A 15701-nucleotide genomic window follows, 5' to 3' on the forward strand; every position below is an offset into this window, starting at 1 on the left:
GATGAACGACGATATCTTTCTCTCACTAATGCAGAATGCGCTGTGGACGGCGTTGTTGGTGTCGGCGCCAGCACTGCTGGTGGCCATTGTGGTCGGTTTTGGGGTTGGGCTACTGCAGGCGCTGACACAGATTCAGGATCAGACGTTGCCACAAGCCGTCAAGCTGGTTGCCGTGCTGCTGGTGCTGATCATCGCCGGGCCGCTACTGGCCGGGCCCGTCGTCAACATCACCGATCAGGTGTTGAACAACTTTCCAGCCTGGTCTCGTTGAGCCGGGCCGGCGTCGCTTATGCATTACGACGACTTCGCCCGCTTCCTGACCGATTTCGCCTATCCAATGATCGCGGCGGCAGCGGTCGGCGTGGCACGGGCGCTAGGCATGGTGCTGGTCACGCCAGCGTTTAATCGCCTGGGGCTGACCGGCATGATCCGCTCGGCAGTGGCGGTGACGATCTCGATTCCGCTGATGGTGCCGCTGTTCGATGCCATGGTGAATGCTGAACAGCTATCAAGCTTCACCCTTACCGGCATGGTCATCAAGGAGTTGCTGATTGGCGTCGTCATCGGGCTGGTCTTTGGTGTTCCGTTCTGGGCCGCGGAGGTGGCTGGCGAACTGATCGATTTACAGCGCGGCTCAACCATGGCGCAGATACTCGATCCCATGGGCTCGACTGAATCCGGCGTTACCGCCACGTTGCTGACCGTGACTTTGCTGGCGCTGTTCTTCATTACCGGCGGCTTCATGCTGCTACTTGATGGCTTTTATCGCAGCTACTCGTTGTGGCCGGCGGTGAATTTCACGCCACTCATGACCAAAGCATCGGCGATGGCGCTACTTGGCCTGCTCGACCAGGTGATGCAGATTGGTGTGTTGATGATAGCGCCGCTGGTCATCGCGCTTCTGGTCGCAGATTTGATGCTCGCCTACCTCGCGCGTATGGCGCCCAACCTACACGTCTTTGACCTGTCACTCCCTATCAAGAACCTGTTGTTTGCATTCTTGATGCTGGTCTACGTCATTTTCCTGATCCCCTTTATGCTGGAGCACCTCGATGCAGCCAATCTCTATATGGAACGCCTAGAAGCTATATTGGGCGCTATGGGGGGAACGCGGTAACAGCAGGGGGGACGCGGGGTACTTTGAAAAGAGGGTATCAAAGCAGCATCACAAAGTTGCCATTAGAGTGTCACGCAGTCTCTTCAGACTGGTTTTCCGTCAGTGAAATTGGGCTTCTCGTTGCCTGCCCCATCAGCTTGCGCTAACCGTGGAGGAGTATTCGATGCGTGTCGACCCAAAAACCAACCCCAAAGCAACACCGTTGACCAGCGCCTTTGGAAATTTTGGCTTTGTCCTCGACCTGGCAAAAAAGGCGGAAGCGGGCAAAGATACTGTGGAAGCGGGCAAAACGCTGTTGATGCCGGGCAGCCAGGATTATGAGGACACGCTGAATTCACTGGCAGTGGATATGGCGGATGGCATCGATATCGACAACCGCAAGGTGTCCGCCCTGAAGGGAGACGCTGCGGATAAGTTCGAGGCGCTGGTCACCGCCGAGCTCAATGCGCAGCGCGCCGATGGCAAAAGCGCTGATCTGTCCAAGGCGATCGACAGTGCCAAGGACGCGCTGTTTGACCGCATCGGGCATGCCCTGGACAACGCAGATCGAAACGCCGACAAGGGCCTCGATGTCTTCGAGGGTTACTGGAAGCGCCATGGTGGTGAAGAGGCTGCGATCAACGCGGGCTATGACGCCTATGATGACTTTCTGGCCGATACCACGCTGACCGACAACCCTAGCTACGAAGATAACCTCAACGCTCTCGCTTCCGGGTTAGCCGGCGGCACGCTGACCGATCAACGCAAGATATTGCACCTTGACTCCTCCGATACACTGTCCCAGCTCTATAAGAATCTGATCAAGAGCAAACTGGATGAAGGTGCCACTACTGAGGAAGCGCTGAGCGAGGTCAATGATGAACTGCGTGACCGTCTCGAAAACGCTGGCGGCAAGAGTGTAGTCAATGTCTTCGACGGCTACTTCAAACGTCACGGTGGTGAAGAGGATACGAAGGCGCTGGCCGAAGAGACTTACCTGACCAATCGCGACGAAGATGACATCGCCTACGACGATACCCTGGATTCGCTCGCCAGCGATATGGCTGAAGGCATCGACATCGACAACCGCAAGGTGCGACCGCTGACAGGAGACGCCAGCGATCAGTTCAGCCAACTGGTGGAGTACCAGCTTAACCAACAGCGTGAGCGGGGCGAGGCGCCGGATCTACAGGCAGCCATCGACGAAGCCAAGGATGCCCTCTTTGACCGTACCGGCAACGCGCTGACCGATGCTGATAAGGACAGCAAGGACGGGCTCGATGTGCTCAATGGTTACTGGGAGCGTCATGGTGGCAAGGATGCTGCCACCTCCGCTGGCTTCGAGGCCTACGACGACTTTCTCGCCGACACCACCGTGACGGATAACCCGAGTTATGAGGATAACCTCAACGCACTGGCCTCTGGCTTGGCGGGCAGCACGCTGACGGGGTCGCGCCAGATTCTGCATATCGAAAGCTCCGAAACGTTGTCGCAGCTCTATCAGAACCTGATCGACAGCAAGATGAGCGACGGTGCCTCCCTCGAGGACGCCACTGCCCAGGTTAACGATGACCTGCGCGAGCGGATCAGGCACGCTGCCGGAGACGACGGCAAGGCGGTTCAGAATATCTTCGACGGTTATTGGTCGAGGCACGGTGGGGAGACCAACACCCAGCGTCTCGCCGACAATGCGGAGCTGGACACAGCCCGGCGCGATCATGATCTACCGGCCTTCAGCGATGTCGATATTCAGTCGATGGAAACCAGCGAGACCGATCCGGACGACAGCTCACGCAAGCTGACCGTCAGCGAGCTGACCTGGCAGAACCTGATCGAAGAGTGGAAGACGGGGATTGAGGACGGCAGTATCGATAAAAACGATGAGCGCGCCCAGTTCTACCGTGCGCTGCGAGCCCAGGGCGCGCTTGAAAACGGCCTGGATCTGGTCGGTCTCGATATGTCGGAAGGCTTGAGTCTTGACAACGTCACCGGCGAGGATCTCTCATCCATCATCGACGGTGAGAAGCTCGATGAAAGCCTCGGCGAGCTATTCGCCTCCGAGGCGGTGCAGGAGGATTACCAGGCGACCCAGGCAGACGCGATCGACAAAGTCGCCAACAAGGACGCGATCGCTTCGCAACTGGAGGAGACCGCCTTCAGCGAGGAGTACATCAACTACATCAACGACCTGCGCGAGAGCGGTCAGGGGGAACTCGCCGAGCAGGATATCTCGCGAACCTACAATGCACTTTCGGCGCTGTTCCCGGCAACGGAAGAGAGCGACAAGGCAGCCGAGTTCGCCCAGAGCCTGCAGCTCGACTCGATGATCACCGATCTTGATGATCTGATCGCCAATCCTGATCAAATCAATGATGCCAACACCGCGACGGCCACGCAGGATGTGGTCAAGATGGTATTGACCGCGCTCAAGCGTGCCGGTGTCGATATTCCGCGGCGCACGGCGGAGACGATTGACAAGTTTGTTAACGAGTTTCTTGACGATAAGCAAACTGCTAAGAACTTCGGTAAGGCGCTGCAGGAGCTCGGGGATCGCTTCCAGAAAAATGGTTCGATCACCCAGTCGGACATCGATGGCCTGCTGAAGAACGGTGTCTACAAGGCGCTCAACGAACAGACCAACGGCGGTATGATGGCGCTGATTGGCACGCTCAACAGCAACGGCGCGTTGGGCACGACCGGCGGGCTGATCTCGCTCGCCTCGGGCATCTATCAGCTCGCAGGCGGCGCCAGCAAGCTGGCGGACAGCCACGAGGCGCGAATGGCCGTGGCCAAGGAGTTCATCAGCTTTCTGGGTGCCAGTCAGCACTTCGTCAACCTCGGCAGCAACATCTGGGACAAGGCCAAGGGCACCAACGTCAATACCATGCTGGGGCTCGACAAGACGCTGCCGCAGATATGGGCCGACGACAAGGTCAAGGGCAAGGCGCCCGCTCCTGATGCCCACACCTGGGAGCGTTTCAGCGAGAACTTCCAGCAGATCATCGACGATGCCCCGGTAGGTGATCAGAAGGCACTGGCCAAGAAGCTGGATATTTCCTATGAAGACGCTAAGAAGATAGTCGAGGGCGCCCAGAACGGATACGCCAAGAATCCGGCTCTGCCCGATGCCACGACGACGACCCGCACCGTCAGCTCTTTCCTGCGTGTGCTGGATGGCGCTGCCAACTCCGCCACTGGTGCGCTGGACATTGCCCTCGGCGGGCTGATGATCAAGCGCGGCGTGGATAGTGGCGACGGCGCTACCATCGGTCAGGGCGCCGTCACCGTCGCGGCGGGTGCCTTCGGCCTTGCCGGTGGAGCGTCATCGCTGGCGGCGCTCAAGGGCATTGCCGTCGCCCGTGCCGTCACCGGGCCGCTGTTCTGGATATCCGCCGGTCTGACGGTGGCGACGCTGCCATTCACTATTGTCCAGGATATCAAGCGCACCAACGCGCTGGAGGGGCATAAGGCTGACCTCAAGGAGCTTTTCTCGTCGCTCGATGAGGATGGCCTACTGACCGAAGACGGCCTGACCCGTTATGAGTTTCTCGAAGCGTACGTCCGGAGCTACGGTCAGCGCGATGCGCCGGACGACGAGAGCATTTTCGACTACCGCAGCGACGAGTATGAGTTCTACGTAGAGGAGGGCCATCTACCTAACTCGACCTGGGACGATTTCGAGCACGAAGATTATGCAGGTGATGGCAACAATCTCGATACGCAAATGGATAAAGGCTCGACAGTAGGTTCATAGGGTCACAGCAGCGCCATGAGCCAACAGCCCTCTGAAGAGAAATCGCTGCCGCCATCGTCGAAAAAACTTCGCGATGCGCGCAAGAAAGGCCAGGTCGCCAAGAGTGCTGACCTGGTCACCGCGATGGTGATGTTGGCCTGCACGCTTTATATCGCTATCAGCGTGAATGACATCATTGCTCGTGTGCAGGGGTTGATCGACTCAACCGCACGACTCTATACCGAGCCGTTCGATACGCTGTGGCCGCAGTTGATGACCCAGGCAGGCGAAGTACTACTGCTCTCGGTGTCGCCGCTGGTCGGCCTAACGCTGTTGGTGATCGTGCTGACCAACATTGTGGTATTGCAGGGTTTTGTATTCTCCACCGAACCGGTTCAGCCTAAGCCGGAGAATATTGATCCGGTTCAGGGGGTCAAGCGCATCTTTTCGGTACGCGGGCTGGTCGAGTTTCTTAAGTCACTGTTCAAGATGGTGGCATTGGCCGTCGCGCTGGTGATTGTCTATCGCCTGGGCCTACAGTCGCTGATGGAGTCCTCACGCTGCGGCTACCCCTGCGTTCAAGGTACTTTTCTCGCCTTACTCCAGCCGCTGGTCATCACTGCACTGATTGCCTTCTTACTGGTTGGTGCTTTCGATGTGCTGCTCCAACGCTGGCTATTCGAGCGCGACCAGCGCATGACAAAGACCGAACAGAAGCGTGAGCGCAAGGATCAGGAAGGCGATCCGACAATGAATCAGGCGCGCCGCAAACAGCGGCGCGAAATGCATGAGCTGAACGCCAAGATCGGTGTTCAGTATAGCTCGCTGATGATCGGCACCGCAGACGGTTGGCTGGTCGGCATTCGCTACATTCGCGGCGAAACGCCAGTGCCGTTGGTGACCTGCAAGGCCTCACCCGATCAGGCCGCTAGCTTGTTGGCAAGTGCTGCGCCTCGCCGAGTCCCGAGAGTCGCCGACCCGAGGCTGGCCGAACTCATCGCCAAACGCGCTGGCAATGGCGATCCGGTTCCTGATGGTACCTTTCAGGCGGTCGCCGATATGCTGGTGGCGGCCAAGCTGATTTAGCCATCACTCGGTTGCAATCGTTTGCCATGCCACATGATTCATACGAATGACATTAAACCGAGCAACAATAAACAGGCTGTCCAACCAAACCTCTGCTTGGGAGATATCCGATGTCTACTACAGTGTCACCTACAAGCGTAAACGCCCCCACTCAAAAAACCTCCACCTCATCCTTCGACGACCAGTTGAATATTGCCAAATCCAGTCAGGTTCTAGTGGATTATTTGAAGCAGCAGGGCAAGTCGGCGATCAATGCCGATGAGCTCGCTCAGCTTGCCAACAATTCGTCAGGCAGTGTCCCTGCTGAAGTTTCGGCAGCTGCCTCCTATATGACGCGCCACACCAGTGTTTATACGGCCATCGAGACTCATGATGTCCAGGGTCAAGATGGCCTTTCTGGCGTCTGGAATTTCGAGTGGGCGGCAGACGGTGGCCTCGAAGGCACATCGGTAGAGGCGATGGCGAACATGCAGGATGTCTTTGATCGTGCGATCGCTAAGTCTGCAGAAATTACCAAGTTGACCACAGAGAGCAAAACTGGATTGGATGCCACCAAACAGCGTCCGAGCAACTGAGTTTGCTTGCACGATGAACAACTAGACGCATTAAATCGTTTGTCGAGTGGCGGATAATAAAGGCCTAGGCCTAATAAACCATCGGCGACGTAGCTGCATAAAAAAGCTCTGGTGGGTATACAGTCCTGGTAGGTATAAACCTAGCGGGTATATAGAATACCGTTAGTGATGCTTACCCTGTTCCTGGAGCTGCCTTGGATAGATTCGAAGAGATGCGCGTGTTTGCAGCGGTGGCGCAACTGGAAAGCTTTGCGGACGCCGCACGGCAGCTTGCGCTGTCGCCGCCTCGGGTTACCCGGGCGGTGGCAGCGCTTGAGGCGCGCTTGGGCGTTGCCTTGTTACAGCGCACCACAAGGCAGGTGCGCGTGACGGAGGCGGGGCGCCGGTATCTGGAGGATGCCCAGCAGGTGCTTGCTCAGCTTGTGGAGGCCGAGGCCGCTGCGACCGGCAGTTACCTTACCCCACGTGGCCTGTTGCAGGTGACCGCGCCGGTGCTGTTCGGCGAGTACTTCGTTACCCCGCAGATCGTCGATTATCTGGAGCAATACCCTGACGTGCAGGTGCGCGCTGAACTGATCGATCGACCGGTCAACCTGCAGGAGGAGGGCATCGATGTGGCGGTGCGCATCGGCCATGTGCCCCAGGATTGTCAGCACTTGACCGTGCCAGTCGGTGAGGTGCGGCAGGTAGTTTGTGCAAGCCCCGCGTGGCTGGCCGAGCACAACGAGCCAACGCACCCGCAAGAACTGGAAGCATTGCCTACCGTGGTGGCCGAAGGCGGCAACTTGAGCGGCCACTGGTGGTTCGAGGAGGAGGGCAAACGCATTGAAGTAACGCCCTCGCCACGGCTGCGCATCAGCGCTATTCATGCGGCGTTAACGGCGGTCGAGGCAGGTGCCGGGCTTACTCGGCTGCTGTCTTACCAGGTGGCTGCCAGTGAAGCCGAAGGTCGAGTACGGCGCGTGTTAACGCGTTTCGAACCAGTGGCCATTCCCATCAATATCTGGGTGACAGCGGGCCGTGGGCGTGCCGCCAGTGTGCGTACCTTCGTTGATTTTCTTGCCGAGCGGCTACGTGCCGACCCGGCGCTCGCCTACCGCAGTTAACCATGGCACTCTCCCCTGAATCACCGCTACGCTTTGAGGCCTTAAAGGCGCTTTCCGCCGTTGCCAGGCACGGCAGCGTGCAAGCCGCGGCTGAAGCGTGCAGCCAGTCGGCGGCGAAGCTCCACCGTCTGCTGCGTGCTCAGGAGCAGCATCTGGGGGTTGCTTTGGTCACTACCTCTGCCAGAGGCAGCACGTTGACGGCGGCGGGCGAGCGATTGCGCGCCTACGCCGATACGCTGATCCACGCAGTCTCCGACGCCGACACCAGTGCGCGCCAGGAGCACCGCGAGCTCAACGGCACGCTACGTTTGCAGGCGCCCCAGGCGTTGATGGAGCCACTGCTGGTGCCGTTAGTGTTGCGGCTGCAAGAGCAGCATCCTGCGCTGAAGATCTGCCTGCTGGCTGATGAATATCCCATCCGTATAGAAAACGATGCACCGGCGCACCTACGTCTGATGCGTGGGCCGCTGCCTGCCTCCGCTTATGCCAGGCCCCTGGGTGATTTGCGCGTTGGTCTGTTTGCTAGCCCCCGTTACTTGGACAAGACCGGGCGCCCCGGTAGCCTGCAAGGCTTGGCCCGTCATGCGCTTATTCACTGCTCCAGTGAAGGACAAGCGCCTGTCTGGCGCTTGGCTGAAGACTACCCGCTCCGTTTTGAGCCCAGGCTTGCCATCAGTACCAGTGCTGCTGCGCTGCGGGCTGCCATTGGAGGTGCGGGTGTCGTGTGTTGCTACCAACTGCAGGCGCGTCGCGCCTGCGAGCAGGGGCTGCTTGAACCCGTTGCTGAACCCCTTTGGCCTGCGGGACACCCTCTGGCGCTCACCTATACCCTTGGCATCCGGGCGCCTGCCAGCGTTATGGCCTTCCTGGAACTGGCAACACCCTGGTTGCGAACGCAGTTGGTCGGCTGATTATTTCATTCAGCGCAATTTTGTATTGTTCAGTATCGCTATTCTTGCACTCCTTGATTTGGCGCAGGATGGGTGATGTCGCTTAACACCTGTGACGTTCATCTATCGAGGCGCTCACTCAAGGAGATAATTACATGCCACACGCTATCAAGGTTTACCGCCACGCTCTTTCCGGCCACTGCCATCGCATTGAGCTGATGCTTTCGCTGCTCGGTTTGCCTGCCACTTTTATCGATGTCGATCTTGCCGCGGGCGAACACAAAGCGTCGCCTTTCCTGAACCTGAACGCCTTCGCGCAGGTGCCGGTGCTCGATGACCAAGGGGTTATCCTGGCGGATTCCAATGCCATTCTGGTCTATCTGGAACGCCGCTATGGTTCTGGGCAGGGTGCTGGTCGCTGGCTACCGGACGACCCGTTGATTCAAGCCCAAGTGCAACGCTGGCTGTCCGTGGCGGCAGGGCCTTTGGCGAACTCCGCGATGAAGGCCAGGCTGGTGACGGTCTTTAATGCCCCTTTCGACCCTGAACCGCTGATTGCCGATGCCCATGAGCTGTTCGCGATTGTCGATGCCCACTTGGCGCATCAGCCCTTCCTGGCGGGTGAGCACGCCACGCTGGCGGAGATTTCGCTCTACAGCTACATCGCCCATGCGCCTGAAGGGAATGTCTCGCTGGAACCCTACCCGCATATCCGCACCTGGCTGCAGCGTATCGAGGCGCTGGAAGGGTTTGTACCCATGAAGGTGACCAAGGTGGGGCTGGTGCGCTAGGCCAGCCGATGCAGCATTTCAAATCGGTGCGGGCGACCTGCTCGCGAGGAGTCGAGGGTGAATAACGACGTCACCAGCAGCCCATGGCATGAAGGCGAGCTTGCCTTGCAGCGCGTGGTCGGCGTGGAAAAACAGATGGTGGAGGTGGGCCGCAAGGTGATGCGCCCCTTTCTAACGCCGCAGCTGCAACACTTCTTTCCCCAGTTGCCCTTTGTGGCAGCAGCAGCGGTGGATCATGACGGTTGGCCTTGGGTCACGCTGCTGGAGGGCGCGCCGGGGTTTGTTCATGCGCCGGACGAGTCACGGCTCGATTTAGCATTAACGCCGCCTGTGGATGACCCTCTTGCACCGCTACTTAACAGCGGCACCAGCATTGGCCTATTGGGCATTGAGCTGCACACGCGCCGTCGTAACAGGGTCAACGGTGTATTGCGGGGCTCAGCAAGCCAATGGCAGTTGGAAGTGACTCACGCCTTCGGTAATTGCCCCCAATACATTCACGACTGGTCGGCGATGAGGCCGGTGCAGCCCCAGACGGGCCCCGTGCTAACCAAGCGCGACGCGACCCTCGACCAGTTGCCAGAGCCGGTGCTGGCACATATCGACCGGGCGATCACCGCCTTCGTGGGTAGTTACGCGCATACCGACCAGGGCGCCCAGGTGGATGCCTCTCATCGCGGAGGGCAACCGGGGTTCATTCGGCGTCAGGGAAGTGATCTGCTTCTGCCTGATTTTGCAGGCAATCGATTCTTCAACACCTTGGGCAACGTGCTGGCCAGCGGACGCGCGGCCCTGGTGATACCGGATTTCACCAGCGGGAATGTGCTGCATCTGACCGGGGAAGCGCGGCTGGTGGACGAGGAGGCCGCTGGGGCGCGTTATCCTGGCGCTGAACGCTACTGGTGCCTAACCCCACGGCATATCGTTTGGCGACCAAGGGCCTTGCGCTGGCGTAGCCATGCCAGTGCAGTGGCCGTTGAGGCGGCGCCCCATGGGCCCTGGCAAGTGCTTGCGCCTTCCTCTCAACAGCGTGTTCAGGTGGCCGCCGTGGTGCAGGAGACACCCGAGATCCGCTCTTTCTATTTGAAGAGTGCCCGACAAGACAAGGCGCTGACGCCCTTTAACGCGGGCCAGTTCATTACGTTACACGTGCCGCGCCTGGATGGCACGGCGCTGGTACGCAGCTATACGCTTTCGGGTGACAGCCAGCAGGCCGGCTATCGCATCAGTATTAAGGCCGATGGTGAGGGCTCGCACTACGTGCACAGCGCGCTTCAGGTGGGTACTGAACTAGCTGTGAGTATGCCAATGGGGTCATTCACGGCAGAGGCTAGCGGCTCAGAGCGTGCCCACTGGGTACTGCTGGGTGGCGGTATCGGTATTACGCCCATATTGAGCCTGGCACATGAATTGACCGGGGCAGGCCGTGGCCCGGTAACGTTAGTGCAGAGCGTGCGCGATGTGGCCGAAGCCCCTTTCGGTGCAGAGCTACTCGACCTTGAGGCGCGAGGGCTGCGTTTGCAGCGGCATGTCACCAGAACTACAACTGCCCTCAATGGATGGATGGCAGGCCGGGTTTCACTGGGGCAGGTGTTTACCGATCAGGTGCTATCAGAAGTACAGCTCTACCTATGCGGCCCCGCCGCCTTTGTAGAGCGCTACCACCAGGAGGCGCTGGAGCTCGGACTTATGCCCGCGCAGATACACACAGAAGCGTTTGGCCCCTCGGCGCTGGCGCAAACATATACAGCCCCCACCGCCGAACAACCGGTAGAAGTCAGCTTTGCCAACCCCAGCGCGGTGGCCCACTGGCAGCCGGGTGAAAGCCTGTTGGAAACCGCTGAAAAAGCGGGGCTTCAACCTGCCTATGGGTGCCGCAGCGGTAGCTGTGGCGAGTGCGCCTGCACGCTGGTGCAGGGGGAGGTTACCTACCCAGATGGCATATCAGCGCCAGAGGGGGAAATACTGCTGTGCAGCGCCCGCCCAGCAGCGCACTCGGGGAGGCTAGCCATTACGCTGGCTAACGGTTAATCGCGCCTCAATCGATTAGAAGGTTCCTGGGTAGGCGCCGCCGTCGAGCAGGATATTCTGCCCTGTTAGATAACCTGCATGTTCGCTGCACATAAAGGCGCAGAAGGCGCCGAATTCCTCGGCGGTGCCGAATCGCCGGGCTGGTACGCCCTGGGCTCGCTGCTCGCGTATCTGTTCGATAGTTTGCTGACTCTTCTCGGCGACATTTTTGAAGTTGCCGCGCAGGCGGTCGGTATCAAAGGAGCCGGGCAGTAGGTTGTTGATCGTGACGTTGTGCGAGGCGAGTTGCGGTTGGCGAGCAAGCCCCGCGACGAAGCCGGTTAGCCCACTGCGCGCGCCGTTGGATAACCCGAGAATGTCGATGGGTGCTTTTACCGCGCCCGAGGTAATATTGACCACACGTCCAAAGCCGTTGGCGGCCATACGGTCTACCGTGGCCTTGATCAGCTCAATAGGCGTGATCATGTTGGCATCCACGGCCTGTATCCACGCCTCCCGACTCCAGTCGCGAAAATCACCCGGCGGCGGCCCGCCGTTATTGTTGATCAGAATATCGATCTGCGGGCAGGCGGCCAGCAGCGCCTCGCGTACCTCCTCGCGCCCGATATCCCCAGCCACAGGGCGAACCTCGATGGCTGGATTAAGGGCCCGCAACGCGTCGGCAGTCTTTTCTAGCACCTCGGCATTGCGTGAATTAATGGCCAGGTTGACGCCTTCTTTGGCCAGCGCTTCGGCGCAGCCTCGACCCAACCCTTTGCTCGCTGCGCATACCACGGCCCAGCGTCCCGCGATTCCAAGATCCATACCATGTACTCCTGTGTGTTCGATATTTGGGCTCAACGTGACGAATAGCCATCGTCTACCGGTAATAGAATAGTACGCCCGTTATAAAGTTAGCGCCCGGCGAGGTCGTTGGGGTTACCCCAGCGCCGTCACACTGGTGGTCATGCTGATGCAGACCAGAAGCGCTCCATGCTCTTGTAGCAGTGCGTTGCCATTGTCACCAGAACATACATTGCGACCAAAGTATGTCGTGATAATTGAAGCGCTATGAGCTAGGGTCTGTACTATAGTATCCAATAGTATCCAATAGTATTCAAAGGTATTCTTGTTGGGGAGTGATGATTTGATGAGTACTTCTGTCGAGGGTGCCAGGCAGTTGGAGTGTGAACTACATACTTATGAGGTGAAGTTTGCCGATGCGCTCGTAGCGCGTACCCGGCAGGCTGAGCGCATACTTGCTGAGCGGGCTGCTAGCAACGCATAAACAGGGCTCGTTATTAACATTGGCGCACTGAGGTTTATCATGGCGACATTACAGGAACACAGAACCATGACAGGTCATATTGAACAACCCGGCCTGATAAGAGCGTTGGATAAGGTTTGTAGATGCCTGGAAAACGCTCTTATTTTTGTTGCCGGATCTATGATTATTTGCGCCATGGCAATTACGTTTGTCGATGTCGTAATGCGTTATATCTTCAACTCGCCGCTTAATTGGTTTTTTAACCTAATCACCATGTACCTTCTTCCAGGGTCTTATTTTCTGGCGTTCTCTTATGCGTTGAGAACGGGAAGCCACCTGAAGGTTGATTATTTCAAAAGCAAGCTGCCTTTAAAGTTTACCAGCTTTTGCCTTTTGGTCTTCGGCCTCATCGCCACATTGATGTTTAGCTATATTGCTTATACCTATTCTTTAAGGGCATACAGTGCCTGGCAAGAGAACGAGATCGTTTATGGCGTTGTGAGCTGGGTTGTTTGGCCGTCTGAATTTATTATCGCTATCGGCTCCTTTGTTTTCTCGTTCAGGTTGTTAATAACAACAATAAATAACTATGTTTCTAAAGGGGGCGAGCTGTGATGGTCATTGCTTTATCTTTTCTCTTTCTGTTTTTTCTTTTGATAATAGGCATTCCGGTTGCAATCAGTCTTGCGATATCCGGTGCTTTGGGCATTTTTCTAACCAATGGGATAGATGTCCTGCTGGGGATCCTATCGGCTTCGCCAGGCTCTGCTCTGACGACCTACGAGCTGCTCACCATTCCGATGTTTATCCTCATGTCGGAATTTATGGGGGTCAGCGGTATCACCGGCTCCCTGTTTAGCGCCATTGCCAAGTGGACAGACAAGATACAGGGTGGCGTGGGGATTGCTGCTGTTGTCACAGGTGCTGCTTTTGGTGCAATTTCTGGCTCCAGTACAGCGGCTGCAGCCACGCTGGGGAAAATCAGCACGCCCGCCATGCAGGCTGAGGGGTATTCTCCGAAAATGGCTGGCAGTATTGCCGCTATTTCGGGCACTATTGCCATGCTGATTCCTCCCAGTGTCGCACTGATTTTCTATGGGCTGCTCAGCGGGGTTAGCATCAGTGACCTTCTGATTGCTGGCATAGTGCCTGGCATATTGGTGACGCTCACTATCGCCATTACCATCAAGATTCTGATCATCCGAAATCCAGTAGCCTCTAATAATAAGACCTATAGCTTCCGCGAAAAGCTGACAGCACTGAAGGTAGCTACCCCCTTTCTGATGCTGTTCAGTGTTGTTACGGGATTAATCTACACTGGCATTGCCACACCCGTTGAGTCCTCGGCTTTGGGTGCACTAGGCGCACTTTTGCTTGCTTTGAAATCAGGCAATCTCAATGCTGAAGCATTCAAAAATGCCGTTATAAATACGTGCTGCATTTCTGCCATGATCGGCCTTATTGTTGTTTGTGCACATGTTTTCGGTTACTTCATAACCATGACCGGCATCACCCGAAACTTAGTCAACTATGTGGGACTGCTGGATGTTTCGCCATACCTTATCTTGTTCTTTCTGGTGATCCTCTATCTGGTGCTGGGGCTGTTCCTAGACCTGATCTCTATTCTGATTCTCACCATTCCTGTGGTTCTTCCGGTTGTCGTCTCGCTCGGGTTCGATCCGATCTGGTTCGGTGTGATCGTTATTTTGTTGGCTGAGATCGGTATTGTCACACCACCGGTCGGCATGAACGTCTTTGTGGTGGCGAAAGTGGCCAATGTGCCTGTCGAGGAGCTTTTCTCAGGCGTCATACCCTACATCGTCATGCTGCTTGGTTTGATCGCTTTGTTAATAGCATTTCCACAGATTGTGCTGTGGCTGCCATCAACGGCTATGTACTGACGCGTAATGTTGGTAACTAGTCTTCGCCAATTTGTAGGAGTTTGGGTCAACGATAGATAGGGTTCATCTATATAAAGGTGGGTTAAGGTTTAAGCTTGTTGTAAAAACGTTATACCTATCATCAATGCACCATGCATTATTGGAAGATTTTGTTTATCCCGCTGTATTGATTAATGACTGGCACAAAAACTGAAGAGCGATAAAAGGGAGTACCATCATGAATAACTATAAAAAGCACCTTCCACTGCTGTTGACGGGTGTTTTGGCATGCGGTTCAGTCTCCGCGGCAGAGGTTGAACCAGTGACATTGAAGTTTGCCGAATGGCTGCCCACCACTTCTTTTGCCATAGAGTATGGGGCCAACCCGTTTATGGAAAAGGTGGCGGAGCTCTCCGACGGACAGATACAGTTCGACTTTTATCCGGCAGAACAACTTGGGCGTGGTTCTGAATCTCTGACCTTGTTGCAGACAGGTGTGGCGGATATTGCCAACGTATCTCCGGCTTATATACCGGAAAAGCTCCCTTTGTCTGGCGTTGTTGAGCTACCGGAAATCGTAAAAAACTCCTGTAGCGCGGCGGATAGCTTCTATGAGATGGCCCAGCCAGGTGGGGCTATTTATGAAGCGGAGTTCAAGCGGCATCACATCCGCCCTCTTTGGGTGGGCAATATGGGGCGCTATCGAATACTGACCAACAACAGCGATATTTCGTCGCTCGATGACTTGAATGGTCTGCGAATGCGTACTGCCGGTGGACCTATGACACTCACCGCTGATGCTCTGGGTTCAAGCCCTGTCACAATGCAGGCTTCAGACGTACTAACATCACTCTCTCGCGGTACGCTGGATGGTGTGTATTACCCGCTTCGAGGCATCCTGGACTATGGCCTTGCACCAGCACTGGATCAATTAATTCCGAACTTCTCCGTCGCTAGCTTTGGTCTCACCTACTCGATTAGTGACCGAGTGTGGGAGCGACTGTCACAGCAGCAACAGGATATTCTGGTAGAGGCAGGAAGGTACGCTATGCAAACCTACTGTGATTACGTGGATAACTCTGAACCGGAAATCATCCAGACACTTGAGGAGGAGTACGGTATTGCCCAAGTGCCCCTATCTGATAGCGATCTTGAACAAGCACACGCCAACCTTGAAGGCGTCTATGACCGCTGGGCAGAACCCTTGAAAGCGCGCGGCCTGCCAACTCAAGAGGTAATTGAAGGTATGCAGTAAGTGGTGTCGCCG

At 56.7% G+C, this 15701-nt stretch carries 14 protein-coding genes; 13 read left to right on the forward strand and 1 reads right to left on the reverse strand.

The features are described 5' to 3' along the window. Nucleotide 1: 1 nt before the first annotated feature. The 9 genes from sctS to K7H09_RS20990 all read left to right on the forward strand — a co-directional run bounded on the left by sctS (nucleotide 2) and on the right by K7H09_RS20990 (nucleotide 11308). Entirely contained in the window at nucleotides 2–271 is a 270-nt protein-coding gene (gene sctS, locus K7H09_RS20950; protein WP_138800710.1) for a type III secretion system export apparatus subunit SctS, read from the forward strand. Between the two features lie 18 nt (nucleotides 272–289). Further along, complete coding sequence (gene sctT, locus K7H09_RS20955) at nucleotides 290–1117, forward strand: type III secretion system export apparatus subunit SctT (RefSeq protein ID WP_230805860.1); 828 nt, start codon at nucleotides 290–292, stop codon at nucleotides 1115–1117. Nucleotides 1118–1280: 163 nt separating this feature from the next. Continuing rightward, complete coding sequence (locus tag K7H09_RS20960; RefSeq protein ID WP_230805862.1) at nucleotides 1281–4850, forward strand: hypothetical protein; 3570 nt, start codon at nucleotides 1281–1283, stop codon at nucleotides 4848–4850. Between the two features lie 15 nt (nucleotides 4851–4865). Further along, nucleotides 4866–5915, forward strand: coding sequence for an EscU/YscU/HrcU family type III secretion system export apparatus switch protein (locus K7H09_RS20965; protein ID WP_041159085.1), 1050 nt, complete (start codon nucleotides 4866–4868; stop codon nucleotides 5913–5915). Between the two features lie 110 nt (nucleotides 5916–6025). After that, nucleotides 6026–6490 (forward strand): hypothetical protein, encoded by a 465-nt coding sequence (locus tag K7H09_RS20970; RefSeq protein ID WP_027958370.1) that lies wholly within the window; start codon nucleotides 6026–6028, stop codon nucleotides 6488–6490. Between the two features lie 194 nt (nucleotides 6491–6684). Then, on the forward strand, nucleotides 6685–7596 hold the full coding sequence (locus tag K7H09_RS20975) for a LysR family transcriptional regulator (RefSeq protein WP_009286084.1): 912 nt from the start codon (nucleotides 6685–6687) through the stop codon (nucleotides 7594–7596). Between the two features lie 2 nt (nucleotides 7597–7598). Further along, nucleotides 7599–8507, forward strand: a complete 909-nt coding sequence (locus K7H09_RS20980; protein WP_141440460.1) for a LysR family transcriptional regulator — start codon at nucleotides 7599–7601, stop codon at nucleotides 8505–8507. Between the two features lie 134 nt (nucleotides 8508–8641). Further along, entirely contained in the window at nucleotides 8642–9277 is a 636-nt protein-coding gene (locus K7H09_RS20985; protein WP_027958369.1) for a glutathione S-transferase family protein, read from the forward strand. A gap of 57 nt (nucleotides 9278–9334) precedes the next feature. Next, complete coding sequence (locus tag K7H09_RS20990; protein ID WP_141440461.1) at nucleotides 9335–11308, forward strand: 2Fe-2S iron-sulfur cluster-binding protein; 1974 nt, start codon at nucleotides 9335–9337, stop codon at nucleotides 11306–11308. 15 nt (nucleotides 11309–11323) lie between these two features. On the opposite strand, the gene K7H09_RS20995 is transcribed toward K7H09_RS20990, so the two are convergent. Continuing rightward, nucleotides 11324–12112: an SDR family oxidoreductase gene (locus K7H09_RS20995; protein ID WP_041159081.1), complete on the reverse strand. Its 789-nt coding sequence runs from the start codon at nucleotides 12110–12112 to the stop codon at nucleotides 11324–11326. A 325-nt stretch (nucleotides 12113–12437) separates the two neighbouring features. Here K7H09_RS20995 and K7H09_RS21000 point away from each other — a divergent pair, with 325 nt between their 5' ends. From K7H09_RS21000 to dctP, 4 genes are all read left to right on the forward strand, one after another. After that, nucleotides 12438–12575 (forward strand): hypothetical protein, encoded by a 138-nt coding sequence (locus tag K7H09_RS21000; RefSeq protein WP_161575223.1) that lies wholly within the window; start codon nucleotides 12438–12440, stop codon nucleotides 12573–12575. 66 nt (nucleotides 12576–12641) lie between these two features. Beyond that, on the forward strand, nucleotides 12642–13169 hold the full coding sequence (locus K7H09_RS21005; protein ID WP_052475703.1) for a TRAP transporter small permease: 528 nt from the start codon (nucleotides 12642–12644) through the stop codon (nucleotides 13167–13169). Beyond that, nucleotides 13169–14455 carry a TRAP transporter large permease gene (locus tag K7H09_RS21010; RefSeq protein ID WP_041159080.1) on the forward strand — a complete coding sequence of 429 codons (1287 nt, stop codon included), beginning with the start codon at nucleotides 13169–13171 and terminating at the stop codon, nucleotides 14453–14455. Before K7H09_RS21005 ends, K7H09_RS21010 begins: the two co-directional genes overlap by 1 nt. A gap of 217 nt (nucleotides 14456–14672) precedes the next feature. Beyond that, nucleotides 14673–15689: a TRAP transporter substrate-binding protein DctP gene (gene dctP, locus K7H09_RS21015; RefSeq protein WP_022521409.1), complete on the forward strand. Its 1017-nt coding sequence runs from the start codon at nucleotides 14673–14675 to the stop codon at nucleotides 15687–15689. Nucleotides 15690–15701 lie beyond the last annotated feature (12 nt).

Source organism: Halomonas sp. IOP_14 (assembly GCF_021021315.1).
In the GTDB taxonomy this organism is placed as follows: domain Bacteria; phylum Pseudomonadota; class Gammaproteobacteria; order Pseudomonadales; family Halomonadaceae; genus Vreelandella; species Vreelandella titanicae.